At 37.4% G+C, this 20,922-nt stretch carries 19 protein-coding genes; 3 read left to right on the top strand and 16 right to left on the bottom strand.

The window, feature by feature from the left end; translation table 11 throughout:
* Window positions 1-127: 127 nt before the first annotated feature.
* The gene (locus tag H561_RS0117940) at window positions 128-1,090 is read right to left on the bottom strand and encodes a hypothetical protein (RefSeq protein ID WP_027388263.1); all 963 of its coding nucleotides are present in this window, start codon (window positions 1,088-1,090) and stop codon (window positions 128-130) included.
* A gap of 102 nt (window positions 1,091-1,192) precedes the next feature.
* Window positions 1,193-1,480 carry a helix-turn-helix domain-containing protein gene (locus H561_RS0117945; RefSeq protein WP_027388264.1) on the bottom strand — a complete coding sequence of 96 codons (288 nt, stop codon included), beginning with the start codon at window positions 1,478-1,480 and terminating at the stop codon, window positions 1,193-1,195.
* Window positions 1,481-2,059: 579 nt separating this feature from the next.
* Here H561_RS0117945 and H561_RS23430 point away from each other — a divergent pair.
* Window positions 2,060-2,617, top strand: coding sequence for a hypothetical protein (locus H561_RS23430; protein WP_051349440.1), 558 nt, complete (start codon window positions 2,060-2,062; stop codon window positions 2,615-2,617).
* 253 nt (window positions 2,618-2,870) lie between these two features.
* On the opposite strand, the gene H561_RS23435 is transcribed toward H561_RS23430, so the two are convergent.
* From H561_RS23435 to H561_RS0117980, 6 genes are all read right to left on the bottom strand, one after another.
* Window positions 2,871-3,824, bottom strand: a complete 954-nt coding sequence (locus H561_RS23435; protein ID WP_051349441.1) for a hypothetical protein — start codon at window positions 3,822-3,824, stop codon at window positions 2,871-2,873.
* Window positions 3,825-3,976: 152 nt separating this feature from the next.
* A complete protein-coding gene (locus tag H561_RS23440) occupies window positions 3,977-4,858 on the bottom strand; it encodes a tetratricopeptide repeat protein (protein WP_027388265.1) in 882 nt (293 codons plus the stop codon).
* Window positions 4,859-4,863: 5 nt separating this feature from the next.
* On the bottom strand, window positions 4,864-5,352 hold the full coding sequence (locus H561_RS0117965; RefSeq protein WP_081411690.1) for a DUF3828 domain-containing protein: 489 nt from the start codon (window positions 5,350-5,352) through the stop codon (window positions 4,864-4,866).
* 17 nt (window positions 5,353-5,369) lie between these two features.
* A complete protein-coding gene (locus tag H561_RS24330) occupies window positions 5,370-7,721 on the bottom strand; it encodes a hypothetical protein (protein WP_228372301.1) in 2,352 nt (783 codons plus the stop codon).
* 2 nt (window positions 7,722-7,723) lie between these two features.
* Window positions 7,724-8,428 (bottom strand): DUF4280 domain-containing protein, encoded by a 705-nt coding sequence (locus tag H561_RS23705; RefSeq protein WP_081411691.1) that lies wholly within the window; start codon window positions 8,426-8,428, stop codon window positions 7,724-7,726.
* The gene (locus H561_RS0117980) at window positions 8,412-9,455 is read right to left on the bottom strand and encodes a hypothetical protein (RefSeq protein WP_027388267.1); all 1,044 of its coding nucleotides are present in this window, start codon (window positions 9,453-9,455) and stop codon (window positions 8,412-8,414) included. Before H561_RS0117980 ends, H561_RS23705 begins: the two co-directional genes overlap by 17 nt.
* An 861-nt stretch (window positions 9,456-10,316) precedes the next feature.
* On the opposite strand from H561_RS0117980, the gene H561_RS0118000 reads away from it, so the two are divergent.
* On the top strand, window positions 10,317-10,628 hold the full coding sequence (locus H561_RS0118000; protein ID WP_027388269.1) for a hypothetical protein: 312 nt from the start codon (window positions 10,317-10,319) through the stop codon (window positions 10,626-10,628).
* Window positions 10,607-10,879: a hypothetical protein gene (locus tag H561_RS24045; protein ID WP_155845842.1), complete on the top strand. Its 273-nt coding sequence runs from the start codon at window positions 10,607-10,609 to the stop codon at window positions 10,877-10,879. The genes H561_RS0118000 and H561_RS24045 overlap by 22 nt, the downstream gene beginning before the upstream one ends.
* Window positions 10,880-11,328: 449 nt before the next feature.
* On the opposite strand, the gene H561_RS24050 is transcribed toward H561_RS24045, so the two are convergent.
* From H561_RS24050 to H561_RS0118065, 8 genes are all read right to left on the bottom strand, one after another.
* On the bottom strand, window positions 11,329-11,478 hold the full coding sequence (locus H561_RS24050) for a hypothetical protein (RefSeq protein WP_155845843.1): 150 nt from the start codon (window positions 11,476-11,478) through the stop codon (window positions 11,329-11,331).
* A gap of 581 nt (window positions 11,479-12,059) precedes the next feature.
* Window positions 12,060-12,683 (bottom strand): hypothetical protein, encoded by a 624-nt coding sequence (locus H561_RS0118025; protein ID WP_027388271.1) that lies wholly within the window; start codon window positions 12,681-12,683, stop codon window positions 12,060-12,062.
* Between the two features lie 584 nt (window positions 12,684-13,267).
* Entirely contained in the window at window positions 13,268-14,767 is a 1,500-nt protein-coding gene (locus tag H561_RS0118035) for a S41 family peptidase (protein WP_027388273.1), read from the bottom strand.
* A gap of 155 nt (window positions 14,768-14,922) precedes the next feature.
* A complete protein-coding gene (locus tag H561_RS0118040; protein ID WP_027388274.1) occupies window positions 14,923-15,588 on the bottom strand; it encodes a hypothetical protein in 666 nt (221 codons plus the stop codon).
* 97 nt (window positions 15,589-15,685) lie between these two features.
* Complete coding sequence (locus H561_RS0118045; RefSeq protein WP_027388275.1) at window positions 15,686-15,976, bottom strand: hypothetical protein; 291 nt, start codon at window positions 15,974-15,976, stop codon at window positions 15,686-15,688.
* Window positions 15,977-15,991: 15 nt separating this feature from the next.
* Entirely contained in the window at window positions 15,992-17,257 is a 1,266-nt protein-coding gene (locus H561_RS0118050; RefSeq protein WP_027388276.1) for an erythromycin esterase family protein, read from the bottom strand.
* 808 nt (window positions 17,258-18,065) lie between these two features.
* The gene (locus tag H561_RS0118060; RefSeq protein WP_027388278.1) at window positions 18,066-19,169 is read right to left on the bottom strand and encodes a metallophosphoesterase; all 1,104 of its coding nucleotides are present in this window, start codon (window positions 19,167-19,169) and stop codon (window positions 18,066-18,068) included.
* A gap of 11 nt (window positions 19,170-19,180) precedes the next feature.
* The gene (locus tag H561_RS0118065) at window positions 19,181-20,914 is read right to left on the bottom strand and encodes a RagB/SusD family nutrient uptake outer membrane protein (protein WP_027388279.1); all 1,734 of its coding nucleotides are present in this window, start codon (window positions 20,912-20,914) and stop codon (window positions 19,181-19,183) included.
* Between the last annotated feature and the right edge of the window lie 8 nt (window positions 20,915-20,922).

Raw genomic sequence — 20,922 nt, forward strand, 5'->3', positions numbered from 1 at the left:
GAGCTGATTCAATAATCTCCCGAGCTTAGCAATAAAGAAAAAGGTATAGACAAAATCCTAATTTAGAAAAAGGTAGAATCAAATATTTGATTCTGCGTTATATCTTTAAAATGTTTGGCAATATTATTCATTCGGCAAATCTGTTATAAATAGCAATTGCTGAATTTATTTTAGTTTCTTCATAATTTGATATTTTTTTAAGATAATCATATATATCTTCATAATTTTTCGAAAATTCATCCTTAAACTTTGGGAAATTATTTATGTTTTGTGAATATTGAAGATCAAAAATTTCATCGATTATTTTTCCTACAATATAGTTTTTATTAATGTTTATTTGTTTGTCGTCTTCATAATATTTTCCAATTGTAAATAAAATTCTCATAATTCTAATGTAAGGATGAGGGTGTGAATTTTCAAAATAATACAAATCTGAATCTGATTGCCCGAATGAGGATATGTAAAAAAATAAATTAGAACATAGAACTATAGTTATTTCTTCTAGTACTTTAATTCCAAATTGTTTAAAATTTTTTTCATAATAATTTATAATGCTTCTTGCAATATGAATTGCACTAAAAGTGTCTGCATCTATTTCTAAGCTGTGTCTTTCGAGAGAAAAAGGTTTACTATCATTTTTCTCAGAATTCCAAAACATCATACTTTCTGATTTTTGTAGAATATGTGCAAATTCGTGGTAGAAGGTAAATAAAATATTCAATTGGAGAGATAACTCTTCAAACTTCAAAAGTTGAATTTTTGAAAAAATATTATTGTAATTTGTGTTGTATTTTCTTAATTGTTCATTCTCTGTGGTGTTTTTGATTTGCCAAAAAATTATTCCACAGTTGATTAAGATAATACTTGTATCATTTATTTTGCCAGCTTTAGCATTAAAGCTTCGATCATTTAAGTAAAGTAAAAAGCAATTTGAAATATTATATTTCTCTGATTCATACTGTAGTATTTCATAAAGATTTTTGTAAATCTTTTGGAATTGCTCGCAATAAGGAGAAAATTCAAAATTAAAAATTTCATCAATTTTGAGAATACCTTTGGATAATATTTCCTTCGCTGAATGAGAATACATGCTTGTTTTTTTATATTATTTTGCTTTAAAATTTTATTTCTATTATTTCTGTATTTTGTATTGTCTAATGCCGAGTGCAAAAAAGTAAAATCCCAACTTTCGTCAGGATTTTTTGTTGATTTCAATTTCTTTGATAAAATCGTATTTCTTCTCATGTATCGGCTCATCGGGAAAAAAATATTTCATTGAACATCCGAGAGCAATAGCAATCAGATTTAAACTTTTGATGTTATATTTTGCTGTTTTGGAATGTGCTTCTATATCAGAAATATAACTTGTGCTCTTTCCAATAGCTAACGATAAAGAAGTTTGACTTATACCTCTTTGTTCCCTAATATCTTTAACTTTCGTAATAACGTAAAGTTCAATTTCGTCTAGTGAATCGTGCATGAATACAAATTGATGCAAATTCAAAATAAAAAACTAAGGACTATAGTCCTGTATTTAATAAATTTTATTATATTTGGAAAAGATTACTTATTAAAGTAATTTTGCGATACTTCAAATTTAATAATAGAAGCTATTGCTTAGAATCTCGTACTAGAAAATCGCCAATTTTCAAACAAACGCAACGAGACCATAAGTAAAGTAGCTCACGACCTAGGCGTGGGCTTACTTACGGAGTTTGTTGCAAGGTGTTTGGCGATGCCTCTAGTACAAGCGATGATGTAGTGAGTTCCACGCTTTATTTTCCTAATGTTGCCCGCAGTCGCTAAAATCTAAGCCCGCTTCCTAAAAATATAGTATCAGACTACACGATACAATAGGAGGGTACAACCTATTGCGGCTTTAACAAGCTTACACGGGAACACAGATTTCATTCATATTAAATTCTTTCCAGTGTCTTTCGGTCACAGCTCAAAGATTATATCATGTCCTTTTCAAACCAGAAGGCACTCAGGAAAGTTATGTTTTCAATGCTATAAATCCTGGTGGCCAGGAAACCATTAAATCAAAAAAACAAAACCTATGAAAAAGAACAGCATAGACTTAGAATCCCGGTTTTGGTCCGGCCGGAACAAACATTCACCCTTATTGGTATTGGAACTGTTTTTCCAGTTCCATGACCTAGCTACGGCGAAGGAGCGGCTCAACCTTATCATGCAGTACGCGGTACAGGGGAAAACGCGGATTCCGGAAGATCCTTCCGTGGTCTTCCATTTCCACCAGTCGATGCGGTCGTTTCTCCGGGCAGGGTGGTGCCTCAGGAAGAAAGCCGGGAAATGGATAGGGGAGAGCGTTCCGGAGCACAGCAGCCCAGTGATGTACGGTTCGCTGTCGGAGCAAGAATACCGGGACCCGGTGCGGGTGTTCCGCAAAGCTTTTAAGGAGTACTGCTTGGGGGACTTTGAGGAATTCCTGTCGGACGTGGTGTATTTCTCGCTCGGGACTTTTAATAATGTACCGGAGCGTGATATTTTAGGTCCGTACCTCCACCTGATCAAAATGCTGGATGCGGCATGGCTGATCACGGAACGGAGAAACAGCAATAAGAATCTTCTGCAATCCCTACCCACAGAAAGCTGAGGTTCAGTTACCGTAGGAATGCGGCCCCAAATCTTTCTATGCGATTCTCTGATACGATGTTTAGATTCCTGCGGAAATCACAGATTCGACGCAGTCAATAACAAACAGCGTGTTGAGATGATTATTCACTTTAATTGTAAGGAACAACCATCCGGTGGCTGAGCGGAGCCGAAGCCACGTTATCATCCATGAAAATCCGTGCAATCCGTGGGATATTTTTTAGCCGCGAGGAAACAAAAGATGTTTTTCAGAATCATTTCGGACATTGGGTGCGGATGTCATCAGAACGGTAATCCCGGAACAGAATTTTGCCGAAATTTTTATCGGAGCATAAGGCATTATTCTTTCTGCCGTCTTTCCAGACGGTATTTTCCCCGTATTTGGAAAGGACGATCTCTTTTGACGGTTCGCTGAATCTGAAGGTGATGTATTTTTCCGAAGTGTATTCGTCCGGAACTTCATTGAACAGTTCAACCGTAAAAAACCGGTCCTTCACGACCAGTTTTCTGAAGGAATCCCCGAAACTGTTCGGGTAGATATTTTCGTTTTTCAGAACGTCGTATTTTTTATTCTGGTCATTTAATAAAATCAGTACAGGGGCAATTTTGGTATCAGGATCCTGAGGATCCAGATCGCGGTTATTTGCCAAAACAACAATTTTGTCGGTAAAATGATCATTGTTCAGATCACAGTCTTTCTCCTCCAGAACAGAATATTTGTCACCGGCAACAGAGGCGATGACCGTTTTGGAATCCAAAGCTCCCGAGCTCTTCGCAGCCGTATTCCCGAAAAACTTCGGATATGCTTCCCTGACGTTGACCAGATCGACGGTTTCATATTTTCCGTCTTTATAAAACAGGGCATGCCAGGGGTTTTTATACCGTGGGATGGCTATGGTCTTATCATCTTTTCTGAAAACAAATATTTTCGTGTCATCGGCATTTTTATAGGATACTTTCAGAGAATCCAGGTAGGCTGATGCTTCAGAAAAATAGTTGTTGGCATCGTCTGCAATGGTGTAGAAATCTTCACCGTTTTTCTTTTTCAGTGCTGCCATCGCCTGATCACCCGGCGAAACGAAAACAATATCCTGATCATTCAGAAACATGGTGTCAGATTTTAAGGGAGCCGATGTTGTTTTTTCCCGGGATTTATTGCAGGCGACAGAAAAAAAGGTAATGAGTACGGTTAAAAGAAGGTTTTTCATGATTTATTGGTTTATTTCTAAATGATAACATCCGTTTTCATCCCGTATCATCCTCTTCTGACAAAGTGAAAATTAGGGTTTCCGCTTTATACTTTAATAAAAAACAGTGTTGTTATTTAATTGTACTGTTTCTAACCATAAATCCAATCCTGTTATTTAATTCTTTCATAAACCCGTTGCGGTACTTTTGATAAATTTTTATTTTGGGATTTCATTAATGACAAATATTTTGTATAATTTATTTTCGCCTGATTCTGATCCTGAATTTTCCAAAGCACATCTGCCAAATTAAGATAAGCAACAATTCGGTCTGGAAATTGACGAATGATTTGTTCTAACAGAATTTTTGATTGTTGATTGGCCCCAATTTTTTCTAAATTAAAAGCCTGATTGTTCGCTGATTCCACATTACTGATGTTAATATCACCGTCTTTTACATCAGGATAGCGAATAAAGAGATCTTCTGTAGAATATTGAAAATTTTGTGTCGCAAAAGGTGTATTTTTAGAATCGTAAATGGACATTGATGAGCTGGCCTGTTCAAAATTATCCGGAAGTTCTGCGCCTAATGACTGTAGATTTTCATAGGTTTTATTTAACATATTAAAATTGTCAATGTATAACCTATTGATCATCAATCCATCCTGTCCGAATTTTATAATTTCTTTATCTATTAATAAGATTCCTGTCTCTGAATAAATAAAATCATATTTTTCTTTGATTTTTGTTGAAGAAGCATTTTGCTCATATAGTAATGAAAAACCGGTGTTATTAGTTTGAATCAGTTCTGTAGAAACAGACATCTCATTTACCACGAGATTCTTATAAACGGTTTTTTTATTGTTATAGAACACTATTAAATCAGCACCTTCTATTACAACTTTGGGAGCCTGATTTTCCTTATCAGAATTCTGAAGCTTGCTTATAGATTTAGTATTACTGTTATGACGGCCTTTTTCCTGATGTTCTGATGGCTTTGCACAAGAACTTAAGAAAATACTAAGTGTTATTATTAATACAAAATGTTTTATCATTGAGTTTATTTAAAATTTAAATGCTCATCATTTATTATACTGTATATCAGAAACTTTCCTGAATCATCCTTTTTTACCAGGACATCAATATTTGTTTTTGCTTCATCTTGTCCACCAAACTGTAAAAAACTTACTCTGTACTCATCATTATTTTTTAAAGGTTTTATTTCTAAGGATTTTTTGATGCTTTCGCCATTATAATCCTGCCCTTTTATAAAAGGATCATAATCAATAATTAAATTTTCAGGATTCTTAGTCAAACTGTCAATTCTTTTTAATACCCTGCTTGAAACAAAATCCTTCATTGATTTTTTCTTGTCAAGAGGTTCATCTGAACTGTAAAAATTAAGGTAAAAATCCCTGAGCATCTTAATCGCTTCTTTAGAATGTGTATTTTTCTGTACCATACCTGTTACTGAATGCGGATTTATTTTCATTTCCTGTTTACAATAGATAAAGAAAAAAGAGACAATTAAAAATGATATTATTTTCATATAGTTTTGTTTTATAATTAATTATTCCAGCGGTATATAGCATATTTTTTATCTGTTGAATATTGGTTTGCAACCCAGAATGATTTCTGCTTAAAATCAGAGACCCATTGTGTGCCATTCCACATAGCAACATGGCCATAAGGATGTCCTTTCACAGAACCGAAAGCTGCAATATCCCCTTTTTTTAGAGTAATTGAATTTATATCGGTTCCTACCTTAGTGAATCCGTATTTTACCAGCTTATCCGTATCATAATATTCTGTAGCGTGCCCAAAAATATTTGCTATTCCTCCGGCATTTATCGCCTTTCTCACGTACTTTGCACAGGCACCTTCAGATTTGGCTAAGGCATTTTTATTAATATAATTTACAGCAGCCTCAATATTATATTTTTCCTTGGTTTGTGGTTTGGATTTACTACTGCTTTCCTTACAGTTACATTCTTTGATTTTTAGGCATTTTTCTATTTTTTCAGCATATCCCTGTATTTTTGCTGCCTGATCTACACCATTAATCACTCTTCTTGCATTATAATAGTCTTTACTGTTATTCGTAATATAATCAGAAAGTTTTCTTCCTGTGAAAACACCTTTCTCACTACCATAGATCATAATCTTCACTGCTAATTCGTGATTAAGGGCATTTTCTCTGTTATCAACAAGATTTACACCAAATTTCTCCTGCATTTTTCTGTAATTCTTTTTCCACGTAAGCTGTACATAACCTCGCCCATAGTATTTTTCACCATCGCCTTCTTTGGTATTTTCATTATCTTTAGCCATCTTTTTACGTTTGTCACTTTTACCTAAAACAGGATCATACATTTCCTGGAAATATTTCTTTCTGACATTTGCGCTTAGCCAGTTTGCTTCTTCCACAGGGTCAAATGTATGCCCGGTTTCCAGTTTAGCAGTAGCTAATAGATAGGCAATATGATATTTATTACAGCATCTTTTCTCGTTAGAATAATACTCGGAAATGCTTCTGAACATTCTTCGCAGACTATTTTTAACAGAATTTGAGAGAGGGATTAGTTTTCCCTGTTTACTTTTTTTAGGAAATTCTAACTCGTAATTTTTAAGAAAATATTCTTCATCTATTATACAGCAATCAGCTTTTTTATCACTTTTTTTATCATCCTTTTCAGGTGTAGGATTAACGGTAGTTGGACTCCTTACTTTTTCCACTTCCATCAGACCATCAGAATTGACACCGAATTTCTGAGATTCTGCTGATACATCAATAGGGATAACCTCAAGGAAATAATTCTGTTTTCCGGAGTCGGAATCCATACTTCCGAAATCTATTCCCTTCCCGAATGTTCCCTGGCTGATGGTAAAACCGCCGGTAAGAATAAGATCATTTACAACTTTAATTTTTCCGCTTTCGTATACCAGGTCATTACTGCCCAAATCATATTCCCAAATTTTGTACTGGACATGTTTGCCCACCATTCCGCTCGTCTTGATTTTTACCTGGACTTTTTTCCCGACCTGAACTTTTGTTAACTTGCCGCCACCGGCATCTGCAAAATAGGCATCCAGGATTTTGCCTTTCGCATCGGGTTGTTTCGGTGTTTTGCCGGTAGAAGTTGCCGGGAATTTCGGAGAATCCGTTTTCGGTTTAGGCTGATAATCAGGATTGGCTACGAGTACATTTATCTGACTTGCTTTCTCACCTTTACCCAAATAGGTTGCCGTGACATAATATTCGTGGTTGGCCCCTTCGTCGCTGTCGCCCTTCATCAGGAATTTATTGGCAACCTGGCGCATAATCTTTTCATCCGCACTCAAAAGAATTTTTGCTTCTGCAATACCTCTTTCATTTACCGTTGCTTTAAAGGTATGCGGAATTTTATTATTTTTGTTAACCGCTGCATCATGCCCTTTACCGGCAGCATCATCTTCCCAGAGCTGGAATTCGATCTCCTTACCAAATAATCCTGTACAAAAAGCCTGAGCGACCAGCGTATCCGTGTAATTTGCCCTGTTGATATCTTTTTTCCCTCTGTTGAAGAGAACAACTTTGTCAATCTGTGCGTTTCTGCTGGCGGCAGGGGTGACTTCCAGTTTGCCGAATAGCTTTTTTGATGGTTCCACACTGGGTAAGAGACCTTGCACCACCTCGAAAACCCGTATCTCGAAAAGCTCTCCGGCAACAGGTTCAAAGAATTTATAATCTACTTTCATTCCTTTTTTCGGAACTCCGTTTTTTGTAATATCCATCCATCCGCCGCTTTTCTGTTTTTTGAAAAGATACCATTCATAGCTGGCATTGCTACTGATGAAAGGAAGAGCACCAAATAGATTGATCCCATAAGAATTAGTCTCTCCGACTATTGGATTCTGATTGCCTGTAATCGCTCCCATATTTATTCGTAATACAATTGATCCGACTCATTGATTTCTTCCTTAAATTCTTCAAAATCCATCACAGGATTATACGTCTGCTGTTCCCGGGAATCTGCTTTGTTTACATTACTTTTTCCAGCTTCACTCTGCTGTCCGTGCTTCATCACCGTAATTTTTCCACCTGTTGCACACATCAGTTCAGAGCGTTCCGTGACAGCACTTTTGCCCATCACTTTTACTTTTTCGTAGGTTTTTTTCCATTTTCCGGCAGGTGAATAAGCGCAGGGATTACCGTTTTTTATACTGCAGGTTCCAAAAGGCATAGCAATAGGATTAAAGGTAAGATCGTCTTCTGTTACCGCAAGATAATCAGCTTCGCCTTTCTCATCATTCCAATAGTGTTTTTGTTGACTGGTGACTTTAAAGTTTGGGAACTTTGTGCCTTTGTCGCAGCATGCCATTCCTTTCTGTACCACAAAATATTTCCCGTCGTGTTCGCTGGAAATGCTTTCCTCCTTTTTGTCTTCTTCTTTTTTGTCACTATTTTCCTCAGTCGGTTCCGTGTTTTCTTCATCTGCGGCATCCGGTTCTTCATTTACTTCTTCATCAAAACCATTCACATCACCGTCAACAAGATCATTATCATTTAGAAATGTTGAAAAACCGGGTTGGAAAAAAGCATGGTCTTTTCCGGATACCTTATTTTTATCAGGATCTTTTTTCATCGCAGATCAGTTTTAATGTTTGTTTTCGATAAAGCTCACCCTCATTCTTTAAAATAACGGAAGCCTCTGCCTGAAGCATTTTTTTTGTTTTCTTATCGGTGCGGTAACGGAATTCTATTGTGCCGTCTGCCTGTTCTTCAGATTTTTCGGTAAATGATACCCCGCGCAATACTTCCTGGATACTGGAGGGTTCTTCAATATAACCTTTTAGCAGAGTTTCTGCTATTCCGGATTCTGTGTGATTGAATTCTGCATTCATTCTGCACTTCAGAAGAAAAGAATTCTGAATAAAATAGAAATCTTCCGTCCAGTCACAGGTTTTATGAAACCATTCCATCTTCGGAAAAATCAGCTGATAGAGCAATGTGGATGAAAACTGTTTTAAAATATACTCCTGATTCCCCAGATTTTCCTGAAATTTGTCAAAATAGGTTCTGTATACTTCACCGATGAAAAAATCTTCAAGATCCGATCTTTTTTCCTGAAACTTCTGTTTTAATTTTTCAAATTCAGAAATCCCGGAGATTTTTCCCTGAAAAGGAATAATGAAAGAAATAGGATATATGCTTTCCATACAGGCCAAAGAGATCTCGCTGATTTTATCATGGGGATGGTTTTCATTTTTTCTGAAGTCATAACAACGTACATCTGCTGTATAATCTGCGGTATCGGTTTCCTGCTTTTTTTTAAAATTGATATCCACTTTATATTCAATTTCAATGGTATTTCCGGAGAAACTCGAAAAAGTTTCTCTCACAGAATAACAATCTGCATAGAAATCTTCGGTAAGGTGGAGTGGAGGGAGCTCTTTGTCGGCTTCTCTTTTTAGTTGTGCCGGGCTTTTATATTCTTTTGGAATAATAACCTGCCTTACTCCTGACAGATTATTGAACCATAACCTTTCCATTTTTTCGCAATGGGTATTGTGGAAATCCTTCAGCTGATTTCCCGTCATTCCGATTGTATCCCCGATTTTGTCGAGGGTATCTCCGGGCTTTACCTGATATAGCAAAATGTTTTCATCCATGATGGTATTTTTGTAAAACAGCTTTTCAGCTTTATAAATTTATTAAATAAAAGGTCAGTAACTTCAAAGAATAATCCGGTATTTTGAGAAAGTTTTGTAATTCTACAAGGCATTTGCAGGTAACGGGATAAATACCGGAACAACAATGACTTTTATTATCGATGCAAATTTAATTACCGGAAAATAAAAAGACGCAAAAAGATTGGATGGGCAGCCTTTCATCAGAGTATTGAATTGAAAAACCCAATAGCCAATCCGCGCAAACCTAACGGAAGTGGTTCGACGACCAACGGGAGTCAATTTTTAAACTTTTCAGCGCGGGCTCAATTTGTAGCGTTTAAAAGTTTTAAGTCTTGATCTTTTGGTTCTTTTGCATCAAGGCAAAAGAACAAATAAAAAAAACTTTCCCAAAAGTTCGGCGACCCGGGAAAGCGCATGGTTTAAAGAAAGCATAATGAAAATCCAAAATAATGATGAACACAGAATAACAACTCCGACTGCGAGTGAAAGCGACCTAAAAACTTTTAGCGTTAAGCAAATTGAAGGCAGGGGCCACCAAGAAAAGTTTTATGTCCGAAGCGCGGTGATACTAGTGATCAAAAAACCTGCAGTGAATCCGCGCAAGTTTTAAACTTTTCAGCGCAGGCTCAATTTGTAGCGTTAAGAAAGTTTTAAGTCTTGATCTTTTGGTTCTTTTGCATTAAGGCAAAAGAACAAATAAAAATAAAAAAACCTTTTCCAAAAGCTCCGGCGACTATAGGAAAATATTTTAGTGAAAAGACCACTTATAATAGGGAATTTAATTTTTGTGAAATAATCAAATAAATCAGCTAAAAATTGACAATTATTCAAAGCTGAAAATTGATATTTCCGGGCAGCAATAACCTGCCGGAAACACCCGATTTTCCGGACATTCTTCGACCCTTCTTCGGGAGTTCTTCGGAAAAACCCCCTATTTTCCGAAGCCGACCCGAAGAAGACCCGAAGCGGACCCGAAGAAATGCCGGATATGACCGGTCACAGGCTGCCAAAACCTGCCAAAACCTGCCAAAACCTGCCAAAACCGGACACAAGCTGCCAAAACCGGTCCAGGCCATGGCCAATTCAAAAACCGGTGATACCTTTGTTCCGTTAACCCAAAAAAGCAACCCATGGCACCAATCACAAAAATGACCCCGGCAGATTTTCAGGAAAAGCAGAAACGGCAACAGTCGCTAACCAGCACGGACAGGACCTCATCCGGAGCAGGCCCAAGTGCCGCCGGGCTGCGGAGAAGCCGCTGTTCCGGCAGGGGGCGTCCAGACGGGGACCGGATTTCCCCGGCCGCTGAACGTCACAGCTGCCCGGCAGACCGGAAAGGTAATCTGTCCGGGGTGGCAGGACCCTCCCGGCAACGGAAAAGCCCATGCAGCCTGCTGCCGTAAAGCTTCAGTCACGCTTGAAGTCTCCGAAGCGCTTGCAGCCGGGACGGGCGTAATGGTAGAGATTACGCTGCCGGATGAGGATGACGGCCAGAAGATCCGGGACTGGTCCTGATGTACTCCAGCAATGCCGGACAGGCACCGGCTTCAACAGCGCATACCCCGGCGCCCTGACCCTGATTTAATATAAATACTGATTTAGTTTGATCTCCACCTTAAGGGGTGGGGATTTTTTGTGCGCTTCCCGGATCCAGAGGTGCCGGCCGGTTAGAAAGGCTGTCAGGTTCTTAAACGCAGCGTTTTGCCGGATTTAAGCCATTTTGGAGTCCTAATGACAGATGAGTAGGATTGAACAGCATTGGCGGCAATACAATGGCTTTACAGCATCCGGTGATGAGGGTTACCTTTGCAGAATCATAAGGCGGCTGCCCGGGCAAACCTGAAACTGCTTTTCATTTTCTGCCCATGCAGGCACTCCATTCTGTCATTGATTTTTTAGAGGCACTTTCTTTAAGAAGTCCGGTTTTCACGCTTAAATTCTCAAAATTTATAACCGTTTTAATTCTGATCAGGACCCAGGGATAGGATATAGGGGTTCTCATAACCGAATTTGTGTAAAATGATTTGCCAAAATGATTTTTACAGCGCATGGTGGACGGACCGGATTTTTACGGGTATCCCATGGATTATGATTGGAATAAATTCAAAAATTTATTGAAAATAGTATGAATTTAACAATGAAGTAATCATGCTTTTTATTGTTGATGCTTTTTTCTTTTTCACCGGGATTGAAAAGCCGGGATTTCGGAAAGAGATAAGAAAGCAGCTTGATCAGATAAAAGAGCTATAATAGGTTTGATAGATCCTTCAACATTAACAGTCAATGGTTACTGTTTTCAAACCTCTGAAAATTAATACTTTTACCCATAGTATTTTTCTGATTGAGAAGGGGTTAATATTGAAGTGATCTAAACAGAAATTATGAGCTTCTGATGGAAACTTCTGAAAATAGGGTCAGGTTATCAGCTATAGAATTATTGTTGTATAAAATCTAAAAAGGCTCTGAGGTGTTATACAGAATATAAATAGGTATAGCCTATCAGCAAAGCACCGCGTTATATTCGTTCACAGGCTTTTCAGATCCATGGTTTTGGCGGTCGCTGGTTTCGTTGTTAATTCCAGGTTATTCTTTACAGCTGTTATCAAGGCAAACCGGTGAGCCATCCACCGATAATGTATTTTTATCAATACCAGCCCTGGCAACAACGATACTCAAAGTATATCCCTCTTTTAATTTGGATATCGTAATGGCATATATTTTATCAGGAAGATTCCATTGATAAAGTTTTGAATGAGAAAAGTCTAAATTTTTGTCCGGCTTCAAATTTACCTTGTAGGAAGCATATTTTGTATTGATTTTTGAAATCAGGGATTCAGGATTTTTATCAGTTTCAATAAACGATGTAAAAGCCTGTATTGCTTTTTTATGATTTGTTATTACATTAATTCTATTGTTTTCAATATCGAAAAAGCGAATAAGATCTGGCTTAATACCACTGTCATCAATTTTGTTTCTATAAATCCAGGCTTTGCTTTTGCCTTCAGTCCTGTCTAAAGCGACGTGTTGAACTTTAGAAAACAAGGTTTCCACATTCTCATTAAAGGTGGCTCTATCCAGGTCGAAAATACCATGTTCAGACCCCAGATATTTAGGATTCTCTTTAGTCTGGGACTGACAGTTTTGAAATAAGGTCATTGAAATCATTAAAATAAAAAAAAGAGAGCTGTTTCTTTTGAGGTTCTTCATTTGATTTTTTTTACTGTTATGCTAATGGGTTGTGACAGAAATTTTATACCAGGCTATGATAGGCAAATATACTTCATAATGCTTTGGAAAAATGCTCTTGGTGAAATGACGCCGGCACTTGCATATTTTCAGAAAGCAGATTCTGTTGTTCAGCGAAATCAGTTTATACTCCCGGAAATCAGAAGTAATGATGAAGAACTGATTTTTTTCATTATCAAAATGAAAAAATACTGCAAAAGAACTTTGCTACACCAATATTTCGGAAAAAGATAAAAAAGCAGATTCATCAGATAAAAGAGCCATAATTAGTTTAATATATCATTCAACGTTAACGTTCAGCGGTGACTATTTACAAACTATTAAAATTAGCAGTGTTTCGGAGAATATATTATTGATTAACAAATAGATAAAGAAAAGCCGATAAAGAAGTGGAAAAACTTTAGAAGCCGGTTTTGTGACCAAAGCCGTATTCTCCTCAAACACTTTTGTCAAAATGCGGCTGAAAACCATCGGAGCTTCCGTTCGGCATGCTTTCATATCCTGTCTTGCAGACAAAACGGAAGCTTAGTTGTGGTGCGTTCACTTTACTTTTCCATTTTGTTGAGAATGAATTTTAATGGAGTGTCAATCCCATCATAAATATCTTTTTGATTTGATTTAACCTCATAATCGGGGGATATGCCTTCGTCGGGCCTGGGCTTTACATAGGCTTGCCAGATAAGGGGGATATCTATTTCCAATTTAGAATAGGGTAAATTTAAAAAGAAAAACTGTCCTCCGTTGATGCCTTTCTTGGTTCCGCCTGTCGTTTCACCGATTAATTTACCGGTATGAGTCTGCTGAAAGATATCAGACATGATAAATGTGGTAGAACTGTTGCCAGGATTAATCAATAAAAAAATTTCACCGTCAAACACATTTTCTTTTGGATAAGTAAGGATACAGTTGGATTGAGAAGCGTCGATTCTTTCGTAATAGCCGTCCGATGTTTTTACATAATCACTTGCATTTTTCGGTTTTTTAAATTCTTTATCCCAGGTTTTTAAATACGGTAACAAAGTATCCGGTACAGAAAGGAACCTGTAAAGCCTTCTCATTGGATTTTCGCAGCCAAAAGGTTTATTGATCAGATAAGACAGAACTTCTGTTCTTGCATCGTCATCACCACCTTCGTTTCCACGAATATCAATAATTAAATTTTTTGCAGATGAACGGTGGAGATTTGTAAAAACGCTGTCAAGGTATTTTTTATAGTCAGCCTTCCATTTCCAAACGGCAAAGTCGCCTAATCTTAAATAGGCGGTTTTTTTATTAATAAATTTGAATTCCCAGTTTTTTTCATTCATAGGAATTGCTCCAACATTTGAAAGATACATATCCTGCCGTTCTTTTTTTGTCAATGATTTTAGATGGGTGCTGATCTTTTTTTGTTTGAAGGTTTTTATCACAAAGTCATAATTTCCGGTGTTAAAATTTTTTGGAAAGTAAAGCGGGAAATAGATGTCAAAAAGAGAATAGCTGGTTGTGGTAATATTTGCAGGCACTATATTGAGATTGTCCATTTTTTTGCCCAATCCGTTATGCCCATCTGAACGGCTCACCTTTAATAAGCTGTGAATGATGGTTTTTACTTTAGTTCCGTTGATGCTAACGATTTCGTCACCTGCTTTAATGGTTTTGTTTTCAGATAAGTTATGGGTAATAATAAATTTATTGTCCACTACCACAAAAAGAAAAGGCATGAAGGATTTTGAAAAATAATGATTAATGGTTCCGTCTGTTTGGTTATAAGGATTTAAATACGTGTGGCCGCATTTAAGAAATGCTGTTAATTCAGAAAGCAAAATAAAATATTGCTCATTATTTATATCGCCTGAAATTTTTTGTTTTAATTTTTTAAAATAATTTTCAATTTCATCAGGTGAATTAAATCGGTAAATTCCCGGATGCAAATTCACAAATGTCGATTTGATAAGGTCTACTTCCTTTACCCGCTCTTCTTTTGTGAGGTTTGATGTCTTATCCTGACCGTAGATGGTTAAAGCAGAAATCAGGAAAAATAAAATAGTTATTTGTTTTATCATCTTGTATGTAAATTCTAAGTTATAAAATTTGATTGTTTTTCAGAAAAGTGACGCCCGACGTTCGTTCAATTTTGTACAAAAGTTCAATCGGGGAACTCCCGTTGAACTTTGCCATTTCGTCCTAAAATTGAAAAATCCTTGTTAGGCGGAGTCTTTTATTTTAGTAGTATTGAATTTTCTTTTAATCCAAAATTAGTATTGACTTCGGGTAGACTTCTTTCACTAATCCAAAAATCGGGACTTGAAGTATCGCCATTTCGTATGGCTTTGGCTTTCCGGGCATTTTTTTTTATTCTTTTAATCAGTTCTACGTAAAGTTTATAGGTCGTTAGGTTTTCAGTTGTAAGCGCTTTGCCATTTTGCCAAATTTCCTTCGGATAGCTAAATTCAAGTCCAATATTTGAATTTCCTGTTCCATCAAAAATGTTTACCCGCAATTGATTTTTTTTTTCATCAACGGTCAAAGAAAAAGGGCTGATATTAATAACCGGTTCTCTTTGAATAGCACGTTTGAATTTCTTTAACTGATTGTTTTCTTCACTCTCAAAAATCTCATAGTCAATATATTTTGGGTTGTCTGTTATTTGAGTATAAATATCTGATTTCCTTTCTTCTTCTTTTCGTTCTCTTCCCGAAGTTAAGTTATTGTAATACAATTCATATTGTTGAAAAATTGAAGTTTTATCTTCAATTTTGTAATCTATCGGGACCCTTCGGTTGGTTATTGCTATGAAATACTCAAGACCAAAAAAAACAATTTCAAATTCTGAAGGATGAAGGACGAATTTAAATTTATTCCATTTCTGTACGATATAACTCATCTTTTTAATTCTGTATTTAATCGGTGGTGTAATTTTCCGGAGCTGTCTGCAGGATGACACATAACGCCAAATCCTTGTTACCTGCTGTTTCTATTCGTCACCTTCCGCCATAAAACAGTCTGAATTTTCTGGAATGATGCCTTTTTCCAACTGCTTCATTGTACTTATTTTCCGGAACAAACACGAATTGTACCGTTTGGTCACATGATGGTAACGGTAAAAATCTATTGTTTAGATCTTCTCCTTTCAGCACCTGTTCATTAATAAATATATTGATAAAATCTTCGTCTATCCAATCTCCAAATTCGTCCGAATCAATTTTGTCGTCATATTTCGTTTTCTCAACTGTTACAGAAATATGTACAGAGTTGTCTTTTTCATATGGCATTATTGACGGATATCTTCAATCTAGAAGTCTTGAGTTTGTCGACTTTTTGATGAAGACAAGATAGTCAAAATCCTTGGTTACATTGGCATCCCAGAATTCACGTTTCAAAGCGACTGCGCCCGTGATCCGGAATTTCACGATATCGTTCACGATCCATTTGGCAAGTGGATCGGCTTCTGATCTTAAGCGCTTCAGGTCAAGGATTAAGATAGGGATATCCAGAGAATTCAACAGATATTCCACTGTGCCCGGAATGGCCGTCTGGGCAATTTGCGGCGTCCGCAGGCTTTCTTTCTTCAGCGTATTGGAGAGCGCCGTATAGGTGCCTTCATAAAAAGCGAAGCCAAAGGTGGTGTAATCATTTTTAAGACCTTCTTTCAAAAAGCTGCCCATCTCATTCTTCCTGTTGTTGATATGGCCATTATGAGCCGAAACAACAATTTTGGAATTTGGATCGTTTTCGGCGATCCACATCACATTTTCTGCCATCAGCTTATCTCGGGTAGAGTAGGATTTGGCAAGATATTGCTCTATGATCCGTACATTCTGGAGAAACCATTTTCTGTCGGTGCCGGCTGGTATTTTTTCAGCGAGTTTTTTTGCATTGTTTAAAAGAACGTCAATATTTTCTTTCTGCTTTTTTGAAACAAGGGTATGCCCTGATTTCTTCTGAATCGTTTTCGTATGGATCTCAGTCAGCAGGACAGAAAGTTCGTTGGCCTCACTCTCCGGAAATTGATATTTAAGAAAGTCTTTTTTTAAATGGGCAAGAGCACCCTGATAAAACTGCATGTCAAATCCCGAAAACCGGACCTTGTTTTGATTTTGGCTATTGTACTGTTTCATCCAATTGATGATGGACAGCATCTCTTCCGTCTGCCAGGTCCAAAAATACATTCCTTTCAACAAAGTTGCAGGGTCACCTTCTCCATTGACCACATATTGATTGACGTTGTATGCTTCGGGCATTGCGGCCTCGAGGGAGAAGATGTCATAACCCTTATTCTGTGCGAGGTAACGGTACATCCTGTCTTTCAGCCGGTAGATCTCACGGGAACCGTGGGTGACCTCTCCCAATGCCACGACCTTTGAATTTCCAACCAGTCCATCCAGTACCTTCAGGTCGTCATTTCCCTGCTGCTCTGGGTCAACAGAAGAGATGGGGTAAACGAAGCTGAGAAGATATTTCTTTTCTTCTCCGGTTAATTGATCTTTGGTTTGCGAAATGGCGAAGCCTGATATCAGGCATAAAAATAACAGAAGGGTAGGACGCTTTGACATATATTCAGAATAACTGTTTGATATTTTTCCATCTTATGCCCATACTTCGACATGGCTGGCAATGGTACTCTTGAAGTTGAGGCCGAATTTACAAATTATTTTCAGTCCCTTTTTACTAAATCTGTTGACTAAGAAGTTTTATTCTCACTTGTACAAAATTTTTCTGTCGCATCAATTGGGTTAAATAATGAACGAAAAGTTCTTCAAAATAAACTTATAGCTAGAATTGACAAAGCGGGAGATATGTATCTGGAAGATAAATGAGATGAAGAGGATTTCAGAAGAATTCAATTAAAGTGTAAAGAGGAAATTGAAAATCTTACTTTTAAATTGAGTTCATTAAAAAATTCAGGGCACACAAACAATATTGAAAATAAAATAAATCAGGCGTTGAACCCGATCACCAATATCTGAAAGATATAAGAACGCAGGCACCATACATAAAAGGGCGATTTTTGGTTTGGTATATCGTGAAAAGTTAATCTTGACGGAGAGAATTTTTCAAACCACTGAAATTAACAGTTTTGCGGAGGATATCTTATTGATTAAGAAAGAGATAGGAAGACAAGAAAACCGACTTCAAATGTCGGTTTTTGTGAACGTAACAGGACTCTATTCAAACCATTTACTGGCAGATATAGATCATATTTTAAAAGTGTTAAATGATGTCTGACTGAAAAAATTCGCAGGGATTAACGACTTAATTTCGGATTACATGAATCGCTAAACGTGACTGAAAATCATCCGTGAAAAGTCAAAAAAGAGACACTAAATGAGTGTCTCTTTTCTATACCTTTTAACTCTCATGTCACTCTGAAAGTTTGAAAGTAAACTCGTTTCTTGCATCCGTTTTATAAGCATTTTTCTGTGTAACCGGCGAAATGCCGAATAGGGGAGAGTAGGTTTTCACTTTTACCGTTTTATTATCCGGATAGAATTCAATAATTCTGATCCAGCCATCACCTCCGTTGCCGTCACGATGACCACCGCCTTCACTCTGCATATCAAAAAGCATCTGGTTCACATTTTTACCATAACTGTTGGGGTCTACACGGAAGCCTTCTCCGGAGATATGCCCGCTTAATACTAATTGTAAATTTTTAGAAGGTTCTATAAGCTTTTTCCAGATCTGTTCACCATTATTGGATTCCGGAAGTACGATGGTTTTGGACTTTTGCGGAACATTGTTAATTAAAAAGGGCTCATACATAAACCATGAATTCTCTTTATCCGTTCTTTTGTCTTTATCATTCAGAAAGGCATGGGTGATTAAAATTGATTTATGGTTTTTGTATTGGGGCATGTCCAACACTTTTTTAGCCCATTCCAACGTTTTATTTCTCGGCGCAAATTCAAGGCTGAGAAATAAATAGTCCTGGCCATTTAAACCTTTCAGTTCCAAAACCGAATTCTCCATGCTTGGTGCACCGGCATCATTATAAAAATTCTGTGTTAAATATTTCTGATTTAAATAATTAAAATTCGAAGGAAAAAACTCATTATAACGGGAAAACCGTCTGCCTTCCTCATTAATGCTGAAGTCATGATTTCCCGTTGCCGCTACATAAGGAACTTTCCCATTGAGCCTTCCTAAGATTGACTGCACAGATTTCCATTGGTCGTCTGCACTTTGATCACCGTCATAACCCTGATTCAAAATATTATTATGTTCCACTAAATCTCCAACCTGACAGACCATTTTAATATGTAAGGAAGAAATATTATCCTCAATCCATCTGACCATCAGATCTAAAACCGGTTGATTCCTGTTCCATTTCACATAATTTTGGGTGTCCGGGATCAGAATAATACTCCATGATTTTTCATGATCTAATTTGGGAGCCTGAAATTTTTCCTGTGCAAAAACCACTGCAGAAAGCAGTAAAAGCAATATTGATATATTCTTCTTCATCCTCTTTTTAATTAATATCCGGGATTTTGTTTCAACAATGGGTTTGCATCCATTTCCGATTGTGGTATCGGCCAGTATTCATCTTTATTTGTTGTATAAACCACTTGCTGTGTTGAAAAAGATGCTGAAGCCTGGGAATGGTTATAGATAGGATTTGCACTTTCATCAAAGCCGGTTACTACAGATTTATTCCAGTTGTTTGCACTACGGTTGAGGTACAGATATCCGTTCATCACGTTATTTGCAATGCCCCAACGTCTTATGTCATACCATCTTAATCCGTCATTGGCCAGTTCTACTTTTCTTTCATACCGAAGTGCTTTTCTTAATTGAGCCTGTGACAATCCTGTTGGTAAAGCAGGCATTTTTGCACGTATTCTGATCTGGTTAATCATGTCATAAACGGAATTATCCAACTGATTCGATTCAATTTTTGCTTCTGAATAAATCAGCATTAGTTCTGATAATCTGAAAATCCCGACATTTAAATCTGAATTTCCACTTACTGAAGTAGAATTAAAATCGGCAAGATCAACTACTTTTCTCCACAGATAACCACTGAAAGAACGATAAGCATTGGTTGCGTCGGCATTCGTAACCTGGGTTGGGGCTCCGGCTGACCAGTAATTATTTACTTTTGCGAAAGAGGTATTTGGCTCAAATTGATATCCGAGATACCTTGAATGCGGTCGCACAGCATACATGTCCAAACGTGGATCTCTGTTTTTAAAAGGGTTTGCATTATCGTATAGTGGAGATTCCAGTATTGAAAGACCGTCTGTCATTTCATAAGAATCGATAAGATTTTGCGTAGGTCCCCAATAGCAAACTCCTTTGCCTAAACGAGATGCTGCATAGTATTGTTGATTATGAAGATATCCCGGGACATTCATGTTGAACTCTGCCACCCAAATCCATTCTTTACTGGTTGAAAAACCATTATGCCCAAAAATATTGCTCGGATCCGGCTCTCCCACAGTATGATCTTTACCGGCAAAATTTACTGAAGCATTGAAGGGGGTCAAACTGTAAACACCTGCCGCTGCATCTAACGCCTGTTTTGACGTAACGGCTGCGGCTGCATATTGTTTAGAATACAGTTCAACTCTTGCTTTTAGCATTAAAGCTGCGATACGCGATGCGCGCACATTTCCGTACTGTGATTGTGATACCGGAAGTTGTGGTGCAACGGCTCCAAGTTCTGCAATAATAAACTGCTGAATTTCTGTGACAGGCGTTCTGGCTACATTTGCATTATCCAGCGTAACGGATGATTTGATTAATGGAACATCACCGTAAAGTTCAATTAATTGAGAATAGGCATAAGCACGGATAAATCTCAGTTCCGAACCAAGCTCCGACTTTTGCGCAGCGGTAAGTCCGGGAATTCCCTCCAGTTTATCAAGTACTGCGTGACATCTTGCAATGGTTTTATAATGAATTTCCCATGGTTTTATGGTTAATGCATTGGTGGTGGTGGTAGAACTTGTGATGGGTGATGTATAATTGGTTCCCGGCCTTGCATATCCGATATCGGTAATATTGTCCATCACGTGCCAGATCGGGGTACTCGCAGCATCGATGGTGCTCAAATTTCTATAAGCAGCAAAAAGACCCATTTTTCCTTCGTCATAAGACGCCGGGAAGGTTCCGGAGGTTGGCCCGTTAAGCGGTTCTAAATCCATATCGGCGCTTGAGCACGAAGTAATTATGGCTAATAAAGATATTTTTAAAAAGTTTTTCATTTATTTAT

It is taken from the genome of Chryseobacterium gregarium DSM 19109, from assembly GCF_000430845.1.
Taxonomy (GTDB): domain Bacteria; phylum Bacteroidota; class Bacteroidia; order Flavobacteriales; family Weeksellaceae; genus Chryseobacterium; species Chryseobacterium gregarium.